Source organism: Bacteroides sp. An322 (assembly GCF_002161765.1).
GTDB classification, from domain to species: domain Bacteria; phylum Bacteroidota; class Bacteroidia; order Bacteroidales; family Bacteroidaceae; genus Phocaeicola; species Phocaeicola merdavium.
Genome location: NZ_NFIN01000013.1, coordinates 1 through 15,386, shown reverse-complemented (window position 1 = coordinate 15,386; position 15,386 = coordinate 1). Strand labels below are relative to the sequence as shown.

Annotated in this window: 11 protein-coding genes and 1 pseudogene; 5 read left to right on the top strand and 7 right to left on the bottom strand. The window is 48.7% G+C overall.

The annotated features are described in order from the left end of the window. Positions 1 to 2 precede the first annotated feature (2 nt). From B5F91_RS08370 to B5F91_RS08350, 5 genes are read left to right on the top strand one after another with little or no spacing between them, the layout of a single operon-like run. A complete protein-coding gene (locus tag B5F91_RS08370; protein WP_087428640.1) occupies positions 3 to 3,347 on the top strand; it encodes a SusC/RagA family TonB-linked outer membrane protein in 3,345 nt (1,114 codons plus the stop codon). Positions 3,348 to 3,370: 23 nt separating this feature from the next. Next, complete coding sequence (locus B5F91_RS08365) at positions 3,371 to 4,903, top strand: RagB/SusD family nutrient uptake outer membrane protein (protein WP_087428639.1); 1,533 nt, start codon at positions 3,371 to 3,373, stop codon at positions 4,901 to 4,903. Positions 4,904 to 4,908: 5 nt separating this feature from the next. Further along, positions 4,909 to 5,745 carry a DUF4843 domain-containing protein gene (locus tag B5F91_RS08360; RefSeq protein ID WP_087428638.1) on the top strand — a complete coding sequence of 279 codons (837 nt, stop codon included), beginning with the start codon at positions 4,909 to 4,911 and terminating at the stop codon, positions 5,743 to 5,745. 28 nt (positions 5,746 to 5,773) lie between these two features. Beyond that, positions 5,774 to 7,312 (top strand): PKD-like family lipoprotein, encoded by a 1,539-nt coding sequence (locus B5F91_RS08355; RefSeq protein ID WP_087428637.1) that lies wholly within the window; start codon positions 5,774 to 5,776, stop codon positions 7,310 to 7,312. A 35-nt stretch (positions 7,313 to 7,347) separates the two neighbouring features. Continuing rightward, entirely contained in the window at positions 7,348 to 8,445 is a 1,098-nt protein-coding gene (locus tag B5F91_RS08350; RefSeq protein WP_087428636.1) for a thioredoxin family protein, read from the top strand. Between the two features lie 101 nt (positions 8,446 to 8,546). On the opposite strand, the gene ilvC is transcribed toward B5F91_RS08350, so the two are convergent. The 7 genes and pseudogenes from ilvC to B5F91_RS15565 form a co-directional block, all read right to left on the bottom strand. Next, the gene (gene ilvC / locus B5F91_RS08345) at positions 8,547 to 9,590 is read right to left on the bottom strand and encodes a ketol-acid reductoisomerase (protein ID WP_087428635.1); all 1,044 of its coding nucleotides are present in this window, start codon (positions 9,588 to 9,590) and stop codon (positions 8,547 to 8,549) included. Positions 9,591 to 9,644: 54 nt separating this feature from the next. After that, complete coding sequence (locus B5F91_RS08340; protein WP_087428696.1) at positions 9,645 to 10,391, bottom strand: acyl-ACP thioesterase domain-containing protein; 747 nt, start codon at positions 10,389 to 10,391, stop codon at positions 9,645 to 9,647. Between the two features lie 21 nt (positions 10,392 to 10,412). Continuing rightward, entirely contained in the window at positions 10,413 to 10,970 is a 558-nt protein-coding gene (gene ilvN / locus B5F91_RS08335; RefSeq protein WP_087428634.1) for an acetolactate synthase small subunit, read from the bottom strand. 26 nt (positions 10,971 to 10,996) lie between these two features. Continuing rightward, positions 10,997 to 12,700 carry a biosynthetic-type acetolactate synthase large subunit gene (gene ilvB, locus B5F91_RS08330; RefSeq protein ID WP_087428633.1) on the bottom strand — a complete coding sequence of 568 codons (1,704 nt, stop codon included), beginning with the start codon at positions 12,698 to 12,700 and terminating at the stop codon, positions 10,997 to 10,999. A gap of 23 nt (positions 12,701 to 12,723) precedes the next feature. Beyond that, entirely contained in the window at positions 12,724 to 14,526 is a 1,803-nt protein-coding gene (gene ilvD, locus B5F91_RS08325) for a dihydroxy-acid dehydratase (protein WP_087428695.1), read from the bottom strand. Between the two features lie 401 nt (positions 14,527 to 14,927). Further along, the gene (locus tag B5F91_RS15190) at positions 14,928 to 15,029 is read right to left on the bottom strand and encodes a smalltalk protein (RefSeq protein ID WP_158099904.1); all 102 of its coding nucleotides are present in this window, start codon (positions 15,027 to 15,029) and stop codon (positions 14,928 to 14,930) included. 91 nt (positions 15,030 to 15,120) lie between these two features. Beyond that, positions 15,121 to 15,207: pseudogene (locus B5F91_RS15565) on the bottom strand (DNA-binding protein); the annotation flags it as partial. Between the last annotated feature and the right edge of the window lie 179 nt (positions 15,208 to 15,386).

The following is a 15,386-nucleotide window of genomic DNA, read 5'->3' as shown; positions in this document are numbered from 1 at the left end:
TCATGAACAGTAGCAAACGAAAGCTATTCAGCTTAATCCTGCTGGGTATCTTAGGCATGCCGGTATCGGCACAAGACATCAACACAGTGTACAAAGATACACCTATCGAGAAAGTCTTTTCCGACCTGAAAGAAAAGACCAACCATGAGTTCGTCTACCAAAAGCAAATCTTGCAGGGCGTGCGCCCCGTCACCTGCACGCTGAAAGACAAACGGCTGGAAGAAGTACTCAACCAAGTGCTGAAAGGCACGGGACTGACGTATGAAATTGTGGACAACACTGTAATCATCCGCAAATCGGAAACCTCCGCCAAACAGCCGACACATCGCATCTATGGTACCGTCATTTCCAAAGATGATGGTTTGCCAGTCATCGGAGCCTCGGTCATCCTTTTGGACAATGACAATCAGAAAACGACGTTCGGTACAATGACCGACGTAGACGGCAAATTCGAAATTAGCGGCTTCTCATTCAACAAAGAATTTAAAGTACAAGTATCTTATATCGGAATGAAAACAACGGTGGTCGACGGTGAACCGAACCTGCACATCGTAATGGAAAGCGACGCACACATGCTACAAGACGTCGTGGTGACCGGTATCTTCAAGAAATCGCGCGAAAGCTACACAGGTGCCGTATCGACTATCACCGACAAAGAACTGAAAATCTACCGCGGACAAAACCTGTTGCAAACGTTGAAGAACATTGATGCCTCGCTGAACTTCGCCGTAAATAATCTTGCGGGAAGCAACCCGAACACCTTGCCGCAAATCAACATCCGCGGTAACTCATCACTTCCGATGAGCGTAGAAGAATTCAACGAAAACGCATCCAACGCTGTTAACACACCACTCATCATCATGGACGGATTCGAAATCTCCCTTGAACGTCTGATGGACTATAATGATGAGGAAATCGAATCTATCAACATTTTGAAAGATGCCGCCGCCACTGCCATTTACGGTTCGCGCGGCTCAAACGGTGTCATCGTGGTTGTGACCAAACAGCCCGAACCAGGTAAACTCCGCGTGAACGCGGAAGTGGGTATCGACCTGAATATCCCCGACCTCAGTTCGTATGATTACCTCAATGCTGCCGAAAAACTGGAACTGGAACATTCATTAGGTATGTACAACTCTAGCGACACAGACCAAGACCGCATCTACCAACAAATCTATAATGAACGATTGCTCCGCGTCCAGTCCGGACAAACCACCGACTGGCTCAGCAAGCCCATACGCAACGCCGTAGGCTCACACTACAACATCCGCCTGGAAGGCGGTAGTGAAGAGTTCCGCTGGAGTGCCACTGCCAACTACAAGGACAGCGAAGGTGCAATGAAGAACAACTCACGCCGCACATTCACTGGTGGTATCACGTTGCTGTATAAAGTGAAGAACTTCACATTCAAGAACTATACCTCATACAGCATGATACGAGCCAGAGAAAGCAATTACGGCTCCTTCAGCGATTACGTAGCTCAGCAACCTTACAACATACCTTACGATGAAAACGGACAAGTGGTGGAATTCTTCGAAGGCTTTTATGGATCCAGCCGGGGACGCGGCGAATCCAACCCGCTGTATGATGCGTCATTAGGATCGTTCGACAAGAACGGTTATGAAGAACTGACCAACAACTTCGCTGCAGAATGGAACATTATAGAAGGGCTGACATTGCGCGGCCAGTTTGGTATCACCTCCACAACCAATCACAGCGATACCTTCCTCTCTCCGAAGGACTCTTATTTCACTTCCGATGAAGCTACTGCAGACGAATTCGCCACAGGCGAAGGATACTTCCGCCGCGGTTCTTATACGTATGGAACAGGCAGGAACTATAACTACAACGGAAACGTGACCCTCTCTTATTCAAACGTATTTTTAGATAAGCACCAGCTCTATGTCGGTTTAGACTACTCAGTAAACGAGACAAACGGATACGACTATCTATTTAAAGTGGAAGGTTTCACCAATGAACAAATGAGTTTCTTGGGCAATGCCCGCCAGTACGCACAAGACGAGATTCCTTCCGGCTCAAAAAGCCGCACCCGTCGTTTGGGTTTCACTAGTAACGTGAACTATACATACGACGGACGCTACTATCTGGATTTGTCTTACCGTGTGGACGGTAGTTCAACCTTCGGTACAGACAAGAAATACGCTCCTTTCTGGAGTGCCGGTATCGGTTGGAACTTACACAACGAGAAATTCCTTGCAGGCAATCCGGTACTGAACATCATGCGTCTGAAAGCGTCTTATGGTGAAACTGGTTCGCAACAAGGTTCCGGTTCAGGAGCTTCCACACTGTATGTTTATCAGACAGGCAACAAATATATGAACTGGACTGGTGCCACCTTGCAGGAATGGGGTAACCCGCGCCTAACCTGGCAGACCACCAAAGAATTCAATGTTGGTACAGAATTCGGTCTATGGAACGGACGCATCCGTGGTGAGTTCGACTTCTACACTAAGACTACTTCTAACCTGCTCTCCGCTATGTACACCCCACTCTCTATGGGATTCCCTTCATACATCGCTAATGTAGGTGAAGTGAAAAACAAAGGTTTCGAAGCATCGCTAACGGCTTACGTCATCCGCGACCCGCACCGCGAATTCAACTGGATTCTGAGCGGCCAGCTGGCATACGATAAGAACTGGATTTCTGAACTTTCGGACGCTGTGAAAGAACAAAATGAAGCCATGCTGCAAAATGAAGATTATGAGGTAGCCAACCTGTTCTACGAAGGACGTCCGCAAAACGGAATATACGCCGTCCGCTCTTTGGGCGTTGACCCAAGTACCGGTCGTGAGATTTTCTTAGACAAAGACGGTAACGTCACCGATGAGTGGAAAGCAGGAGACAAAGTTTATTTAGGTCCCGGTTATCAGCCCTACCACGGCAATTTCGGCACCATGGTGATGTGGAAAGGCTTCACCCTCAACGTTTCATTCAATTATTATTGGGGCGGAAAGAGATACAACTCAACTTTGGTAGACCGCGTGGAAGTGACGACAAACACACTGATGACATCTAATGTAGACCGACGCGCCTTAACAGACCGCTGGATGAATCCGGGCGATGTGACCTTCTTCAAAGGATTCAGCAATGACATCACTCAAGCTTCCTCACGTTTCGTAATGGACGACAACGTGCTGGAACTGTCATCCGTCAGCCTCCAATACCGCTGGGACAACGACTGGATACGCAAATATGCCGGTGTGCAGTCCGTAACGTTTGCCGTGAATATGTCCGACCTCTTCCACTGGGGAAGCATCAAGCAGGAACGCGGTATCAACGACCCGTATGCCCGTAATATCCAAGGCAGTGTGAAATTTTTATTCTAATCACGACTAAAAACAATTTAAAGATGAAAAAACAATTTATATCCCTATTTTTGCTAACGCTGACACTCTTCAGCCTCTCGTCCTGCAACGACTGGTTGGATGTACGTCCTGATACAGAGCAGAAAGACGAAGACCAATTCTCTACGGCACAAGGTTTTTATGATGCCCTTATCGGAGCTTATATGGAAATGGCAAGCCGTGACATCTACGGCGAACGTATGACCATGACCAACATCGAGTCATTAGCCAATCAATGGTCGCTTTCAGAAAGGGAAACATCACGCAACGAAGACCTCCACTTGATGCAGCATGACTACGAAAATGTAGCATACGCTCAAGCAGCCGTTAAGACTATCTACGCCAAACTATTCAATGTGATAGCCCAAGCCAACATGATCATTAAAAACATCGAGGAAAACGGCAATGCGATTCCCGACCCTGCTATACGATATACCTTGCAAGGGGAAGCATACGCCATGCGTGCTTATTGCCAACTGGACCTGCTACGTCTGTTCGGCGAAGTGCCAGGCGGAACCATCAAGGTAGAATTGCCTTATTCCGAAACCACGGGGATTGAAGAAATGCCCGCTTACTACAATTTCAACGCTTACGTGGAAAAACTGAAAGCCGACATAGCCCAAGCGGAAGAACTGCTCCGGGACAACGATCCCGTGATGACTTATTCGTTTGATGACTTGAATGGTAATAACGATGGGACAGTTGACGACAACATGCTTTACCGCCAGTCACGGTTGAACTATTGGGCTGTGAAGGCATTGGAAGCCCGTATGTATCTTTACATCGGCGACAAGAGTAAAGCGGCTGAAATCGCACGGGAAATTATCAATGCCCAAGTGAACGGAGCACCTGTTATGACCATGAGTGGCGCTACCGACTTCACCACCGGCTACAAGCTCTGCCCCTCGGAATGCCTATTCTACTTAAGCAAATGGGACGTGATGGATTATTCGCGCAGCTTTTTAGTAGGTGGCCAAAGCAGCTTCAGCAATAACAGCAGTTTAGGAATCACCACTTTCAAACGCGATGCAATGTATACCGGTCAAAACATAACCACACACAACCGTTATAAAAACTGTTGGAACGACAAAGCCATAGACAACTACGGTCAGTCGAAAGTCGTAACCACCAAATATTATTGGGACGAAAATGCGCTGACATCAACCCAACAGATGTTCGGTTGCCAAATCATTCCGATGCTGCGAATGTCTGAAATCTATCTTATCGCGATGGAAGGGGCAACCTCACTAACGGAAGCCAACGAATTGTATTACGAGTACCGTCTGGCACACGAAGTGCCGACCGACCCCGACTTCTCTTCACTGCAAGAAGTGGCAGACTATATGATACCTGAATACAGACGGGAATTCTTTGCCGAGGGTCAGTTATTCTACACATACAAACGCTTGAATGCTACCAACATAATGGGCAGTGTGCTGAGTGCTTCTGAAAATCCTGTCCCTATGACCGAAGAAGACTACATCGTACCCCTACCGACTACGGAATACAATCCTAATAACCCTGATAAAACCGAATAAGCCTTATGAAACGACATATTGTACTCAAATCATTGATAGCATGCTGCTGCCTGCCTCTTTTTACGGCTTGTGAAAAAGAACTGAAACCTTTCGATAGCAACGATGCCTGGCTCAACTTCCACTACATCAATTGGTCTGGCGGACGTGAAGAACTGATGCAGGATGACTCTTATTACTCGTTTGCCATGCGTAGTGCCTCACTGGGCGTAGACTTGGAGCAAGACACCGTGTGGCTGGAGGTGGAAACCATGGGATACGTATACGACCAAGACCGCACCATTGAACTAAAACAAGTGCCCATAAGCGATGAAGACCTGCAAGAATACGGAGAAGCCGAAGCACAGGCAGGCGTACACTATGTACCTTTTGACGACGCGACCTTGCTGAGCAAAAGTTATGTCCCTGCAGGAGCCACAATAGCCAAAGTGCCCATTGTGGTCTTGCGCGACCCTTCTTTGGATACCCAAAGTGTGGCTCTGCGAATCACGTTTAAAGACAACGGTATCTTTCAACCCGGCTATCCAGCTTACAATACCCATACGTTGCACATTTCCGGTCGCTTGACCAGACCGTCTCAATGGGATTTGAATTACTGGGACTATAACTTCGTTGAATATACCGAAACCATACACGAACTGATGATTCAATGGACCGGCAATGCATGGGATGACGATTATATCAAAGAATTGGCAGCCGGCGATTCGGCTTATCTAGACTACCTGAAAGGTTATTTCCAGGAAAAACTGGCTGAACTTAATGCCGAACGTCAAGCACAAGGCTTGGATATTTTACGAGAACCCGACGGCACCCCCGTCAAATTCGAACCTAAATCATGGGCTTAATCTATTAATCCTCAAAATAGTATAAACAATGAAAAAAACTATATTTATCGCACTTTTAACCGGCTTATCACTAAGCTGGTCGGCTTGTACGGACGACAACTCGTCCATGGGTAATGAAGTGGTCGGAATTGTGGTGGAAGGCTTAGCCGAAGACCTGAATGTGGCCTCTTATCAAGGAGTGAACCTCAAAGACCTGATTCATCCGACAGTTATGACCACTATCCCCGAAGAACAACTATCTTATGCGTGGTATCTTTACTCCAATGAAAACAGCGAAGGGCGCTACAAAAATTACTTGATAGCTTCGGGTAAAGAGCTGGACTATGAAGTTAACCTGCCCTCAGGCACTTATACCCTCGTATTCGAAGTGACCAACACAGAAACAGGCTATGCCAAAATCGTCGAGTCAACTATCCGCACATCCACTTCCTTCTCTAGAGGATTCTATATCCTCAAAGAAACGAATGAAGGCAATACAGACCTTGATATGCTGAACGACGATGGTCTGCTGGAAGACCTGATTACCAACATTTCCGGAAGCCCGTTGCAAGGAAAGCCCTATAACCTCACGATGATGTACGGCGGGGCATACATTGATGAAGAGACAAACGAAATGTCAAGCACCAATCTGATTTATGCCATAAGCGACGAAGGGAAAATCAAAGGATACCGCACGGAGGATATGCTTGAAGTGTTCAACAACGATAATATGTTCTATAGCGGAACAATGCCCGCATCCGAACAACCCGGTACATTCGTAACAGGTCCGACAGGTAATTTCTATTTCTCAAATACCGGCGTACGCTATTATGAGACTATGTTTAATAGCAGTACCGGCAAGTATGGCTATCCGGTAGGTGCCGGAGCCAGCAAATATGTTCAAGTGGTCAATGCCATGGCTGGATATATTTATTGGAGCGATGACGAGCATGGCTTGAAAATAGTCGATTACAATTGTATGGGTTCTAACCCGTTGGAACCGGCAGAAGGCGTCACATTCCCCAATGACTTGGAATGCATCTCTTCCAGTCTGAGCGTCACGGCGGGCACCATGGCATGGTTCCTATGCGAACAACCCTCTACGGGCGACCGCTATCTATTGAAAACTACTAGTAGCCAATACGTAGACGAAGCTACACAAATAGCTCCGGATTCTCATTTGGGACGCAGCACCATACAGGGTGGGAACGGTCATTCAGCCTCTTATATTTATTGCGTGGATAACGGGAAAGTATATGCCTATAGCTTGACGGAAGATTCGGAGATAGAAGTGCCTCTGCCAAGCATCCCTTCCGGCGAAACCATTACTTTCATCACTAACCAGTGGTTACAGTTCAGTTCTTTCTATCCTACCGAATATAATTTCGATAATCTGGTTGTAGGTACGCAAACAGGTGACACCTATAAGTTATACTTCTACGATGGATTGAACGGCGGTATTCCGGTCAATGCTCCTTACAAGACAGCTACCGGAACCGGAAAGGTGAAATGCATACGTTTCGCTTCGCCTGTGATTGTCGACATGTATATAGCATACGAAACAAATCCGTTCCCGATGGCTGATTAATAAGAACATATACATAATCAAATATAAAACATAAAATGAAAACAACTGTACTTTTTATCCTGGCAGCCCTCTTGGCATTGCCAGGCTTGGCACAAACCAATTTCCGCTCTATCACATACGATGAAGCTATCGCTGCGGCTAAAGCAGAAAACAAACTCGTATTCATGGATTTCTATACCGACTGGTGCGGTCCGTGTAAAAGAATGGCACGCGAAGTGTTCCCGCAAAAAAAAGTGGGCGACTACATGAACGAAAAGTTCGTGTGCATCAAACTGAATGCCGAAAAGGAAGGCAAAGAACTGGCAGACCTGTACAAAATAGAGGCTTATCCCACATTCATCGCCATTGATGCCGACAAGAACATCGTGCTTACGAAAGTAGGAGGAGGAGACGCTGATGATTTCATTGCAGACATCGACCGTATGCTCGACCCGGACAGAACACCCGAACGCATGAAAGCCCGCTACGAAGGAGGCGAACGTACCCCCAAGCTCATCGCATCGTATGCCGCCTACCTGAAAACAGAAGCCTTCAATCAACGCGATAAATTTGCAGACCTGATAGGACAGGCAAACAGAATGGTACACGACTATTTCAACGGTCTGACGGATGCGGAAAAATTATCGCCCGAAAACCTGTTTGTCTATACGGAATACGCGATGGCCATCAACGATGAAATCACCCAGTATATGATAGCGCATCGGAATGAATTCGATGAAGCGTCTCAAAAAACGTTGATTCCCATCATCGATAGGCTATATGCAACGGAAATAGGCAATTACTTAGGCGCAAAGATTCCGTATGACGCTACGGCTTACGATGCGTTGAAACAACAGGCCAATGAACTGGGGCTGAACAAAGACAAACAATACGACCCTTGCTTCCGCCTGATTGAATGCTATGCGCAAGGCGACATAAAAGCATACCTGGCTCTTTGCGAAAAAGAATATCCGATGCTGAACGACGTCATGAAAAACGCGCTGATCGCGAATTTCGGCAACTTGTTTAAAGAACAGGACGAAGCCATCCGCCAACAAGCGTCCAAGTTCCTGCGTTGCCGGCTTGAGAATATGGACACCAACGACATGATGTTCGCCGTTTATCAGATAATAGAACTTGAAAGCAAAAAATAAGCGCATTAATTACTCCATGCCGAGATAATAACTAACGCCCCCTTTCCCGTTGAGAAGAATCAGGAAAGGGGGCGTTTTTTATGTCATTCCGCTGAGGGGGATCAATTGTTTTCAGGGCGGAGCTTGCGCACTACCATACCCGTCTGCCACATTTCGCTTTCGCGCAATGCTTTCAACTCTTCATTCAGCTTTTCACGATAGTCGGGCTGAGAGTTGGAATCGATAGAGCGTTGTGCTTCCAAACCGTCGGCTACTGATTTATACAATTTCTCGAATACGGGCTTGGTGGCATCGTGGAACGGAACCATCCAGTCGAGCGCACCGCGTTGGGCTGTAGTAGAGCAATTGGCGTACATCCAGTCCATACCTTTAGCTGCAAAGAGCGGCATCAACGATTGAGTGAGTTCTTCTACGGTTTCATTGAATGCTTCGGAAGGAGTATGTCCGTGTTCGCGCAGGGTTTCGTATTGAGCCAAAAGCAAGCCTTGGATAGCTCCCATCAACGTACCGCGTTCACCGGTCAAGTCGGAAGTGGCTTCACGCTGGAATGTAGTTTCAAACAAATAGCCCGAACCGATACCGATACCCATGGCGATAACGCGGTCCCAAGCCTTGCCCGTAGCGTCTTGATAAATCGCATACGAAGAGTTCAAGCCACGTCCTTCGAGGAACATCGTGCGGAGCGAAGTGCCCGAACCTTTCGGAGCCACCATAATCACATCCACGTCTTTCGGAGGAACTACACCTGTACGGTCATTCCATGTGATAGCGAATCCGTGAGAGAAATACAATGCCTTGCCTGCAGTAAGATGCTTCTCGATAGTCGGCCAGCAAGCGATTTGCGCCGCGTCGGAAAGCAACACCGCGATGATAGTAGCGCGTTCGCAAGCCTCTTCGATGCCGAAAAGGGTTTCGCCCGGCACCCAACCGTCTGCCACGGCTTTATCGTATGTCTTGCCCAGACGTTGGCCCACGATGACGTTAAATCCGTTATCGCGCAGGTTCAATGACTGGCCCGGTCCCTGTACGCCGTAACCGATTACGGCTATGGTTTCGTTTTTCAATACTTCACGTGCTTTTTCCAAAGGAAATTCTTCGCGGGTCTCTACGTTTTCGATTACCCCGCCAAAATTCATTTTTGCCATAATTACAATCTTTTTATCGCGGTCCTGACCGACCGCAGGTTAATATATACATGTTTAATAAAATACTACTTTACTCCGAATCGCGGTTTCGGCACCGTTCTTCTTGACTTCAATGTCGTACTCGTTTTCGGATTTTTGTTCGCGGTAAAAGCTCAACACATCGCCGTAATGGCTCTCGGCGGCGTATGCCACTTCGAAACGGCGCAACGTCTTCTCACGGAACATATCCAACGGGAACAGGTCGAGGATATGCTCGATGTACTTGATGCTGTTCACGTGCCCGTTCAGGTCGATATCGCTGTATTTGGTGTGATATTCCGCCACGGGTTGCGTCTCGTTCACCTTCACCCTGCCCGCCTTCTCGATAGGGCAAGGCTTATCGGCACACACGTACCCCGTGATTTCATCGCCGTGCAAGAGGAACAAGTCGGCGGGCTTGCGGGTCTCCATGCTAATCATCGCCCATACCGAACGCGCATACCCGATGGGCTTGCCTTCCGCGTTCAGGATTGCGAAATTGCGGTCGGTAAAGAGCCGGTACACGTTTTCCACCCACGTTTCGATGCTGAACTTCTCGTATGCTTTCGGCATCTCGGTCATCTCTACCGCCAGGCGCGAAAGCACCCACGTATAATGGTTTTCGTTCAATACGGCTATCCCGAAACCACGGTCGGCGGCATGGAATCCGGCACAATTCAACAGATGATTGCCCAAGACTCCCATCGTAAGCCTTCCCGTAAAATCCACGTGGAAAGGCTCTGCCACAAACTCGTATCTGCCTATTTTTTCTTTTGCGTCCATATCCGTCAAGATTTTTATGAATCAACCTTTCTGCTCCTTCAAATAACGCTCTTCGCGATGTGCCAAGTATTCGTTCACCCGCTCGAAGCAACTGGTGGATACGGCTATCCGTCCCGAACGGACAAACTGAAGCATACAGTTCAGGTCTCTCAGTTTCTCATAAAGGTCGGTGATTTCATTGCTCATCGCCGTCAGTTCCACAATGCAGAACGTGGGGTTCACTTCCACGATGTGCGCACTGGCACGGCGCACCACCTTCGATGCTTCGGGATTCGACTGGAATTCGGGCGTGGAGACTTTGTACATCGCCACCTCGCGCTGGAAGATTTCCTTCTCGGTGAAATAATGCGCCTGAATGACATCGATTTTCTTCTCTATCTGACGCACCACTTTTTCCACAATGTCGGGAGTGGTCCAGCAGGTTATCGTATATTTATGCACTCCCTTAATCGAGGAGGCCGAAACGTTCAAACTCTCGATATTGATTTGCCGGCGCGTGAATACAGCCGTTACCTGATTCAGCAATCCGGCTATGTTTTCAGAGTGAACGATGATTGTATATAAGGTCTTATTATCCATTTGCTATCATTTTAAGTTACAACAAATCAGCAATCCAATTCAAGCAACATATCGTTTACCGAGCTTCCCGGAGGGGTCATCGGAAGGACATTGCCTTCTTCTACCACACATACTTCCAATAAGAAAGGCCCGTCGGTATCCAGCATCTCGCGGATGCCTTCTTCCAGCTCCTCACGCTCCATTACCCGGCGTCCCGGAATGCCGTATGCAGCGGCTATCTGCATATAGTCGGGATTCATCATCGGCGTAAACGAATAACGCTTGTTGAAGAACATCGCCTGCCATTGGCGCACGTTGCCTAAGTAATTGTTGTTCATCAAAACAAGTTTCACGGGGGCTTGTTGCTCCATTACCGTACCTAATTCTTGCAAAGTCATCTGCAAACCTCCGTCGCCCATAAAGGCACACACCGTACGTCCCGGACATCCGAACGTAGCGCCGATAGCCGCCGGAAGGCAAAAACCCATCGTGCCCATGCCGCCTGAAGTGACAATGCTCCGTTGCTTAGCAAACTTGAAATAGCGGCACGCCATCATTTGGTTCTGCCCTACATCGGTCACGAGAATGGCTTCGCGGCGGGTAGCCTCGCTCACCGCATTCACCACCTCGCCCATATTCAGCGGTCCTTTGCCCGGAAACACTTCGGGACGGATAACCTGCTCGTATTCTTTCTCGGCATACGGGGCGAAGCTGTCTATCCACTCCGTATGCTTATGGCTCTGCATCAGCTCGGTGAGCAATGCTAATGTGCGCTTGCAATTGCCCAAGATAGGGACATCCACCCGCACGTTCTTGCCTATCTCCGAAGGGTCTACATCCAGGTGAATCACCTTAGCCTGACGTGCGTATGTCTCTAATTTACCCGTTACGCGGTCATCGAAACGCATCCCCACGGCTATCAATACATCACACTCGTTGGTCTTTACGTTTGGAGCCAAATTGCCGTGCATACCCAACATCCCTTTGTTCAGCCGATGGTCGGAAGGCAATGCCGAAAGCCCTAACAACGTACATCCGCAAGGCAGATCGGCTTTCTCTACGAACGCCTTCAGTTCCTCTTGCGCATTGCCCAACTCGACCCCCTGCCCTACTAATACCAGCGGGCGTTGGGCTTCGTTAATCAGCTTCACCGCCTCTGCCACCATCTTCGGATCGGTCTCCGGGTCGGGGTCATAGCTTCGGATAAAGTCTACATCCAATGGTTCGTAATCGGTCAGTTCGGTCTGCGCATTCTTCGCAAAGTCGAGCACCACCGGACCGGGACGTCCGCTCCGTGCGAGGTAAAACGCGCGCGATACTGCCCACGCCACGTCTTCCGCCCGGCGTATCTGATAACTCCATTTCGAAATCGGCTGGGTCACACCTACCAAATCCACCTCCTGAAACGCGTCTGTACCCAATAACGAAGCACCTACCTGTCCGGCTATCACCACGATAGGCGTACTGTCTATCATCGCGTCCGCCACACCCGTAATGGTGTTCGTCGCTCCGGGACCGCTCGTCACCAGGCACACACCCACTTCGCCCGATACCCGTGCAAAGCCTTGTGCGGCATGAGCCGCTCCTTGTTCGTGGCGCACCAAAATGTGATTCAACTTATCGCGATGGTCATACAACGCATCAAATACCGGCATAATGGCTCCTCCGGGATAACCGAAAAGGGTCTTTACCCCTTCGTGTTCCAACGAGCGCATCAATGCTTCCGAGCCTGTTATTCTTTCTTTTGCCATATATCTTTACTCCTCTATTTTCCTTATTCTATGATTCTCACTCCGCCCTTATCTGCCGAGCTTACCATTGCGGCGTAGGCTTTGAGGGCTTTCGATACCTGACGGTCGCGCGTGACGGGAGCCATCGGACGGGCAGCCAATTCCTCATCGCTCAGCTTCACGTTGATCGTACGGTTAGGGATATCTATCTCGATAATGTCACCGTCTGTTATCTTGCCGATGTTTCCTCCTGCGGCGGCTTCGGGCGAGATGTGTCCGATGCTCAGCCCCGATGTGCCTCCGCTAAAACGCCCGTCGGTAATCAGGGCACATTCCTTGCCCAAATGCTTCGATTTGATGTACGACGTGGGATAAAGCATTTCCTGCATGCCCGGACCTCCTTTCGGTCCTTCGTGGGTGATGACCACCACATCTCCGCTCACCACCTTACCGCCCAAGATGCCTTCGCAAGCCGCTTCCTGCGAGTCGAACACCTTGGCAGGACCCGAAAACTTCCAGATGCTTTCGTCCACTCCTGCTGTCTTCACCACACATCCGTCTTGCGCGATATTCCCTTTCAATACCGCCAGCCCGCCGTCCTTTGAATAAGCGTGTTGCAGGTCGCGGATGCATCCCGTGGCACGGTCGGTATCGAGCGTATCGTACATCGCGTCTTGCGCGCCTAAGGTGATGCAGAACTTTCCGCCCGGCGCACTCCGGTAGATGCGCAACGCTTCTGGGTCGGGATTCTCCTTGTTTATATTATAATGCTCGATAGCTTCCGCCAGCGTCGTTCCGTCTACCCGGCGCACCGATGTATCCAGCAAGTCTCCCTTTGCCAGCTCGCCTAAGATGTTCAGGATGCCTCCCGCGCGGTTCACGTCCTGTATATGGTATTTCTGCGTATTGGGAGCCACCTTGCACAGGCAAGGCACACGGCGTGAAAGGCGGTCGATGTCGTCCATGCAGAAATCCACTTCCGCTTCGTGGGCAACCGCCAACAGGTGGAGCACCGTGTTGGTAGAGCCTCCCATGGCGATATCCAGCGTCATGGCGTTCAAGAAAGCCTCGCGGGTGGCAATGCTTCGGGGCAATACGCTCTCGTCCCCGTCGCGGTAATACTTATAGGCATTTTCCACGATGAGCCGCGCCGCATCCTCGAAAAGAATCTTGCGGTTGGCATGAGTGGCAAGAATGGTGCCGTTTCCGGGCAGAGCCAAACCGATAGCCTCGTTCAGGCAATTCATCGAATTGGCGGTGAACATACCCGAGCAGCATCCGCATCCGGGGCACGCATGACGCTCGATTTCAGCCACGTCGGCATCGCTCACGCTCGTGTCTGCCGACTTTATCATCGCGTCAATCAGGTCGAGGTGCATGCCTCCCCACTCGCCCGCTTCCATCGGTCCGCCCGATACAAAAACGGTAGGGATGTTCAGCCTCATGGCAGCCATCAGCATCCCCGGCGTAATCTTGTCGCAATTCGAAATGCAAATCATCGCGTCCGCCTTGTGCGCGTTGACCATATACTCGATGCTATCGGCGATGATGTCGCGCGAAGGCAAGGAATAAAGCATCCCGTCGTGCCCCATGGCAATACCGTCATCAATGGCAATGGTGTTAAACTCGGCGGCAAAGCATCCCAGACGCTCTATCTCCGCCTTTACCATCTGCCCGATTTCGTGCAGGTGCGTATGCCCGGGCACAAACTGGGTGAACGAATTGACCACCGCTATAATCGGCTTACCCATCATCTCTTTCTTCATTCCGTTGGCTACCCACAACGCACGTGCGCCTGCCATGCGCCTGCCTTCGGTACTCATCGAACTACGTAACTCGTGTTTCATATCTGCGTTCTCCTTATTAGTCATTAAGTAAAAAGCCTCTCTCAACTCAGGTGAGAAAGGCTTTCTAACGTATATCCACATTCAACTACATACACGAACCTTCCTCACCTCCTGGTACCACCACGACGTGAATCAAATGCAGGACTGCCAAGTTAATTCGTATATCCGTTGTCATAATCTATCTGTTTTTATCGGTTTTCATTTGCAAAGGTAAAGTCTTTTCCCGAATAAACAAATAAAATGAAAGTTTTTTATCGAAAAAAATTATCATTAGTTGAAAATTGAAAATGGAAAATGGAGAATTGAAAACTTTGATAGTTAATAGTGAATAATGAACAATTAATAACAGAAAGTGTTTCCACCAGCCGCTATTAACTGTTCATTATTAATTATTCATTGCCTTACATGCAGCTGGTTACTCCCAGCGACGTCCCGATAGCGGTCAGAATCGTAATCAAAGTCTGGATGATAATCCCCCAAATGTTTTTCTTCTTGTTGTCCATGTCAATAGTTAAGAGTTAATAATTAAGAGATTTCTTCAGTTGATAATTAATAGTTAAGCCGGCGTTATTAATTATTAATTATTAACTAATTTCACCCTTTCGCCGCCTCCAGGTCGACGGTACTCAGCCCCTCTTTCTCGGCTTTCAACGTAGCTGCCTGTGCCGTGCGGCTGGCTACGGCGCCATTTCGTCCATCGGGTTCCCTGTCAAATAAACAGAATAGTCAATCATAGCTTAGTCTTTAGTTTTTTCACCACAGATTACACAGATTAATAAAATTATTTTCTCTGTGTCCGTGGTTTGGTTAATAATAAATTGTTCAAATCTGTGTAATCTGTGGTGCACCTTGATTACGTG

Bases quoted from the DNA above. Each gene is read 5' to 3' on its own strand.
- B5F91_RS08350 (WP_087428636.1), top strand. From the start codon at position 7,348: ATGAAAACAACTGTACTTTTTATCCTGGCAGCCCTCTTGGCATTGCCA.
- ilvB (WP_087428633.1), bottom strand. From the start codon at position 12,700: ATGGCAAAAGAAAGAATAACAGGCTCGGAAGCATTGATGCGCTCGTTG.
- ilvC (WP_087428635.1), bottom strand. From the start codon at position 9,590: ATGGCAAAAATGAATTTTGGCGGGGTAATCGAAAACGTAGAGACCCGC.
- B5F91_RS15190 (WP_158099904.1), bottom strand. From the start codon at position 15,029: ATGGACAACAAGAAGAAAAACATTTGGGGGATTATCATCCAGACTTTG.
- B5F91_RS08355 (WP_087428637.1), top strand. From the start codon at position 5,774: ATGAAAAAAACTATATTTATCGCACTTTTAACCGGCTTATCACTAAGC.
- B5F91_RS08365 (WP_087428639.1), top strand. From the start codon at position 3,371: ATGAAAAAACAATTTATATCCCTATTTTTGCTAACGCTGACACTCTTC.
- ilvN (WP_087428634.1), bottom strand. From the start codon at position 10,970: ATGGATAATAAGACCTTATATACAATCATCGTTCACTCTGAAAACATA.
- ilvD (WP_087428695.1), bottom strand. From the start codon at position 14,526: ATGAAACACGAGTTACGTAGTTCGATGAGTACCGAAGGCAGGCGCATG.
- B5F91_RS08340 (WP_087428696.1), bottom strand. From the start codon at position 10,391: ATGGACGCAAAAGAAAAAATAGGCAGATACGAGTTTGTGGCAGAGCCT.
- B5F91_RS08370 (WP_087428640.1), top strand. From the start codon at position 3: ATGAACAGTAGCAAACGAAAGCTATTCAGCTTAATCCTGCTGGGTATC.
- B5F91_RS08360 (WP_087428638.1), top strand. From the start codon at position 4,909: ATGAAACGACATATTGTACTCAAATCATTGATAGCATGCTGCTGCCTG.